At 68.8% G+C, this 5,225-nt stretch carries 4 protein-coding genes and 1 pseudogene; all 5 read right to left on the bottom strand.

Annotated features, from left to right (window positions below):
* Positions 1-314 (bottom strand): annotated as a pseudogene (locus tag VAE53_RS10835) (hypothetical protein); the annotation flags it as partial.
* 111 nt (positions 315-425) lie between these two features.
* Positions 426-2,570, bottom strand: a complete 2,145-nt coding sequence (locus VAE53_RS10830; RefSeq protein ID WP_322819395.1) for a hypothetical protein — start codon at positions 2,568-2,570, stop codon at positions 426-428.
* An 11-nt stretch (positions 2,571-2,581) separates the two neighbouring features.
* The gene (locus VAE53_RS10825) at positions 2,582-3,364 is read right to left on the bottom strand and encodes a hypothetical protein (protein WP_322819394.1); all 783 of its coding nucleotides are present in this window, start codon (positions 3,362-3,364) and stop codon (positions 2,582-2,584) included.
* Between the two features lie 191 nt (positions 3,365-3,555).
* Complete coding sequence (locus VAE53_RS10820; protein ID WP_322819393.1) at positions 3,556-4,212, bottom strand: class F sortase; 657 nt, start codon at positions 4,210-4,212, stop codon at positions 3,556-3,558.
* A 95-nt stretch (positions 4,213-4,307) separates the two neighbouring features.
* A complete protein-coding gene (locus tag VAE53_RS10815) occupies positions 4,308-4,991 on the bottom strand; it encodes a class F sortase (protein WP_322819392.1) in 684 nt (227 codons plus the stop codon).
* Between the last annotated feature and the right edge of the window lie 234 nt (positions 4,992-5,225).

Here is a 5,225-nt window from a genome sequence, read left to right as displayed (position 1 = left end):
CCGGCGACGGTGGCGGTGGGGGTTGGGGTCGTGGCGGGGGTGGGGGTGCCGGGTGGGGGGGCCGCTTTGCCGGGCTCCTCGTTCTGGGCGGCGAGGACTTCGTTGCGGGGCGTTTCGGTGAAGATTTCGATGCCGGCGCCGGCGCCCTGGAGCTGGGCGAGCAGCTGGGGGAGGCGGGACTGGCCGTTTTGGCCGGGCGGCGCGGGGGTGGCGACGGAGCCGTCGGGGGCGTAGGCGAGGCAGCCGGCGGCGAGGATGCCGGCGAGGGGAAGCAGGGCGGCGCGGAACGCGAGGTTGCAGAGGTGACGGCTCACGAGTCGAGGGTAGTGGCCGGGGCGGGTGGCGGGCATCGGCAGGGCGCGGATTTCGAAGGGGAATCGGCCGTAGGGGATTGCCCGGCGGTGGCGGGGTGGGCAGGGCATGGGCTACCTCACGAGGATGCCGGCGGTGGCGGCGCTCCGGTATTCGGTGCCGTTGGCGGTAGCGTAGGCTTGGATGGCGACGGCGGTGTTGGCGAAGCTGCGGCGGGCGGCGCCGGTGATGGCGAGCTGCCATTGGCCATTCCCGGAGGACGTCATGAGGTTCTGGACGGGGTCGGCCTGCCAGGTGGATGTGGCGGTGTTCCAGTACTTTCCATCGGACGGCCGGCGGATGACGAGGCGGACCTGGGTGGGCGAGAGGTTGCCGGTCTGGACGGCGAAGGTGAGTCGGGAGCGTGGGACGGGGCCGGAGGGGGCCGGGAAGGCGAGTTGGGTGGTCTCGGTCGGTGGGGCTGCTAGGACGTCGAATGGGGCGCTGGTGGCGGCGGTCAGGGGCGGGGTGGAGGTGGCGGTGAGGTGGTAACCGGCGCGGGCCGGGGTGACGGTGCAGCCGGAGAAGGTGGCGACGCCGGCGACGACGGTCTTGACGAGGCCGCCGGTGCAGGTGAGGGTGCCTCCATCGGAGATGGCGAGGGTGACGATGGTGGTGTTGTCGGAGGTGACGGTGGTGCCATCGGCGGTCTGGACGGCGACGACGGGCTGGACGGCGAGGGGTTGGCCCGCGGTGCCGTTGCCGGGCTGGGTGGTGAAGGTGAGTTTGGTGGCGGAGGGAGCGATGGTGAAGGTGCGGGAAGCGGAGGTCCCGCCGCCGGGGGAGGGGTTGACCACGGTGATGTTGGCGGTTCCGGGGGAGGTGAGCAGGCTGGCGGGGAGAAGGGCGGTGAGCTGGGTTGGGGTGAGGTAGGTGGTGGTGAGCGGGGTGCCGTTCCAGCGGGCTTCGCTGGTGGCGATGAAGCCGGACCCGGTGAGGGTGAGGGTAAGCGTTCCGCTGCCGGCGGCGGCGGTGGACGGTGAGATGGTGGAGAGGACGGGGAGGGGGTTGGTGCTGCCCGGGACTTCGATGGCGAGGACGTTGGTGCCGCCGGTGTTGTAGCGGGCGGTGACGGTGTAGGTGCCGGGCTCCGCGGGGCTGAAGGTGACGCCGGACTGGTTGGGGCCGCAGCCAGTGGCGCTGGCTGGCGTGAGGGTGCCGGAGGGGCCGTTGACGGTGAAGTCTTGCGTCTGGAGGAGTGCGGAGCCGGAGGAGGTGCCGACGAGGCGTGTGGGGTCGTTGGGTTGTGGTTTTCCTGCGGCGGTGGTGCTCGGCTGGTCGTTGGGGAGGTCGGCGGTGCAGACGGTGATCGGGGAGCCGACGGCGGGGGCGCCGGAGATCCGCTGGAGGCCGAGTTCGTGGACGGTGATGGTGGTGAGGGGCCGGCCGACGATCCCGAGGCTTGGGGCGGAGAGGGTGGGGGTGATGTCGTCGCCGGTGGGGGTGTCGGGCGGACGAAGCTGGACGGTGATGCTCGTCTGACCGGCGGGTGGGATGGTGGGCTGGCGGCAGGTGGCGGAGGTATCGGTGAGGGAGACTTGGGCTGCGGTGCACTGCACGCTGAGGAGTTTGCCGCCGGGGAGGTAGACGGTGGCATCGAACTCGCCGGTGCTGCTGGAGGAGTTGTTCTGGATGGTGACGGTGTAGCTTCGGCTGGCGCCTTCGAAGAGGTCGACGGGCGGCGAGGGGCTGGTGATTTGGAACATGGCCTCCGCGAAGACGGTGAGTGTGCCGGCGCCGGTGAAGCTGTCGTCGCCATCGGCGGCGGAGTCGGGCACGCTGGGCCCGGCTCGGAGGAGTGCCTGGTCAGGGTCGGTGGTCGCGTCGGAGGTGATGGTGAAGGTGAGGGTGAGGGGTTCGAGGGCGCCGGGGGCGACGGGGCCGAAGTTGCAGCGGAGGACGCCGGCGGATGGGCTGTTGTCGGTGCAGCTGACGACGCCCCCGCCGCCTTGCTGGCCGGTGTAAGCGAGGCCGTTCGGGTAGTCGAAGTCGAAGAGGAGCGGAGCGGAGCCGATGCTGGCATTGACGGTGACGGAGAGGACGAATTGGACGGTGGAGCCGACCTGGACGGTTGTGCCGGCGGGTGGGTTCTGGGCGAGGGTGAAGGTGAGGTCGTTTTCGGCGAGGGCGCGAGCGGGGCGGTAGGTACTACCGAGGAGGATGACCAGGGTGGCGCCGATGGCAAGAGCGGCGCGTGGGAGCCGGCGGGCGGGCTGCATGGATGCGGCTCCTAGTAGGTGTAGGCGATGGTGACGCCGTAGAGCTTGGAGTTGGGCCCGCCGGTGAGGTCGACGACGAGGAAGTAGACGTTGGCGCCATTATCGACCTGGTGGGTGTAGGCGGTGACGGTGCGAGGGGAGGGGCCGGCGCTGGAGGAGATATCGGCGAGGACGTAGACGGAGCCGGGGGTGTTGCCGTTAGTGAGGGGTGTGTAGTCGAGGCGAATACGGACGGTATCGCCGGTACCTGCGAATGCGGCGGTCATGGTGGTGATGGTGGCGCCTTGGGGGAGGTTGACGGGGGCGAAGTAGCGTTGGGACTCGGGGTCGGTTCCGAGTGGGTAGAGCTCGTTGAAGCCCTTTTGGTAGATGGCGAGGTCGCTGGCGGGGAGGAAGGTGCTTGCGGCGACGCTGATTTTGCCGGAGGTGGGGTACGGGGCGGTGCCGGAGGGCGGGGCGCCGGTGCTGAACTCGCGGCCGTTGCCGGTGTAGTGGATCCAGATGGCGTCGCCGGGCTCGATGGTGGCGAGGCTGTTGACGAATCCTGGGACGCCGGGTGCGTAGAGCTGGTAGTTCTGGGTGGCGGGATCCCAGCGGTAGACGGCGGTGTACTCGCCGGTGAGGGCCGCGAGGGCCTGGGCCGGGGGGGCGGATTGGCCGAAGTAGGCGATGTTGTTCCACCCGCGGAGGAGCTGGGCGGCGCTGACGCGGGCATCGGGCGCGAGCACGGAGACGGCGACGGCTGCAAGGGCGGCGAGGGGTGCGATGACGGCGGTGAGGTACCGGATGCGCATGGCTGACCTCCGGGCGAGGGCTCCGTTTGGAGGTCAGGGTAGGGGGAGGCCGCACGGCCCCTTAATGGGCGAAGGCCCAATTCGGGGAGGGGATGGCACTGGGATGACGGAGGGGGAAACCCTGATCTGCGGCGCGGGCGATATGGATTCGGGTCTCTCGTGGGGAAAGGGAGCGGGGGAGCGGGCCGGGGTTATTCCCAGATGCGTTTGGCGACGACGACGTCGCGGCTGAGGTATTCGAGGCCGGTGGCATCGAGTTCGCCGCCGCAGGTGATGAGGGTGATCCATTCGTCGTAGTCGGGCTTCTGGGGCGGGTGGATGATTTCGCCCATGGGGATGGTGTCGCGGTGGTAGCGGGTGTTGGAGAAGACTTCGTAGCGGTAGGTGGTGCCATCTTCCATGACGACTTGGACGATGTCGCCGGGCTGGCTTTTGGCGAGGTTGACGAAGGGGGCAGGCTTGGAGTGGTAGTAGACGTGGGCACTGAAGATAGCGTTACCGCCCCAGCCGGGTTTGTCGTAGATGTAGTACCAGCCGACGGCGCGGTTTTCGTCCTTCGGGGTTTCGAGGGTGTTGGTGCTATCGATGCCGAGTTCTTCGATGGGGGCATCGACGCCGAAGCGTGGGATTTGGAGGCGGGCGACTTTTCCGGCGAAGGGGGTGGGCGTGGCGGTTGGGGAGGGGCGCGGGGTTGGGGTGGAGGTGGCGGCGGTGGTGGGGGTGTCGGGGGGAAGGGGGGTGGGTGTGGGGTCGTCGTTGGCGCTGCCGGTGGTGCAGGCGATGCCAGCGACGAGGAGGCCGAGTCCGAGGAGGAAGGCGGAGACGGCGAGGCTGCGGGCAATCTTCACGGAGGTCGCTCCGGAGGTGGCGTGATTTTCCTGTTACGGTAGCGCAGGGTGCGACAACGGGCTTGTGGCGGGAAATGTTCGGTTCAGGGTATGGGTCATTGAATGCGCCGTGCGACGACGACGTCGCGGTCGAGGTATTCGCCGAGGCCGTTCGGCTGGGTGGCGACGAAGCGGCCGCCGCAGGTGATGAGGGTGATCCATTCTTCGTTCGGTGGCCTGGCTTGGCCACCGACGACGCCGGCGATGAGGTCGCCCATGGGGATGGTGTTCACGTCGTAGCGTTGGAAGTAGAAGACTTCGTAGACGTAGGCGGGGCCGTTTTCCATTTGGAGGGTGATGCGGTCTCCGGGCTTGGCTTTGTAGAGGTTGGCGAAGGGGCCTTGTTTGAAGTTGTAGTTGACGTGGGCGGCGAAGACGGCGTTTCCGCCGAATCCGGGTTTGTCGTAGATGTAGTACCAGCCGACGTTGTTGACGCCGTCGTGGGGGGTATCGAGTTGGTTGTTGGGTAGGAGGCCGATTTCTTCGATGGCATGGTCGATTCCGAGGGATGGGGCGACCATGCGTTGGATTTTGCCGTCGAAGGGGGTGGGTGTGGGCGTGGGGCTGGGGGCCTCGGTGGGGCTGGCGGTGGCGGTGGGTGTGGGGGTGGAGCGGATGTCGAAGCCGGTGACGGTGACGGGGGCTGCGGGGGCTTCGGCGGGCGCGTAATACCAGCCGACAGCCAGGAGGGCGACGCCGGCGACGAAGGTGAAGACGGCCGCGTAGGGTAGGATGCGCATCGGTCGGATTCGGGGGCGTTCTGGCCCCTGATGTCAGAATATACGACCGGCAGCGGGGAGCGGGTTAGCCTCCTTTTCGGCGAATGCGTGGGAGGAGCGCGATGGCCGCGCCGCCGGCGGTGAGGAGGACGAGCGCAGCGAGGAGCCAGGGCCAGAGGGGGGCGTCGTCGCGGTCGGCGGGCTGCTCGCTGCCGGCGGCGCTGCCGGTGGGGGGTTGGATGGTGCCTGGGAGGG

Source organism: Tepidiforma sp. (assembly GCF_034432735.1).
Classification (GTDB): domain Bacteria; phylum Chloroflexota; class Dehalococcoidia; order Tepidiformales; family Tepidiformaceae; genus Tepidiforma.
The sequence above is the reverse complement of the archived record's forward strand: the minus strand, read 5'-3'. Positions and strand labels throughout refer to the sequence as shown.

Bases quoted from the DNA above. Each gene is read 5' to 3' on its own strand.
- VAE53_RS10830 (WP_322819395.1), bottom strand. From the start codon at position 2,570: ATGCAGCCCGCCCGCCGGCTCCCACGCGCCGCTCTTGCCATCGGCGCC.
- VAE53_RS10825 (WP_322819394.1), bottom strand. From the start codon at position 3,364: ATGCGCATCCGGTACCTCACCGCCGTCATCGCACCCCTCGCCGCCCTT.
- VAE53_RS10815 (WP_322819392.1), bottom strand. From the start codon at position 4,991: ATGCGCATCCTACCCTACGCGGCCGTCTTCACCTTCGTCGCCGGCGTC.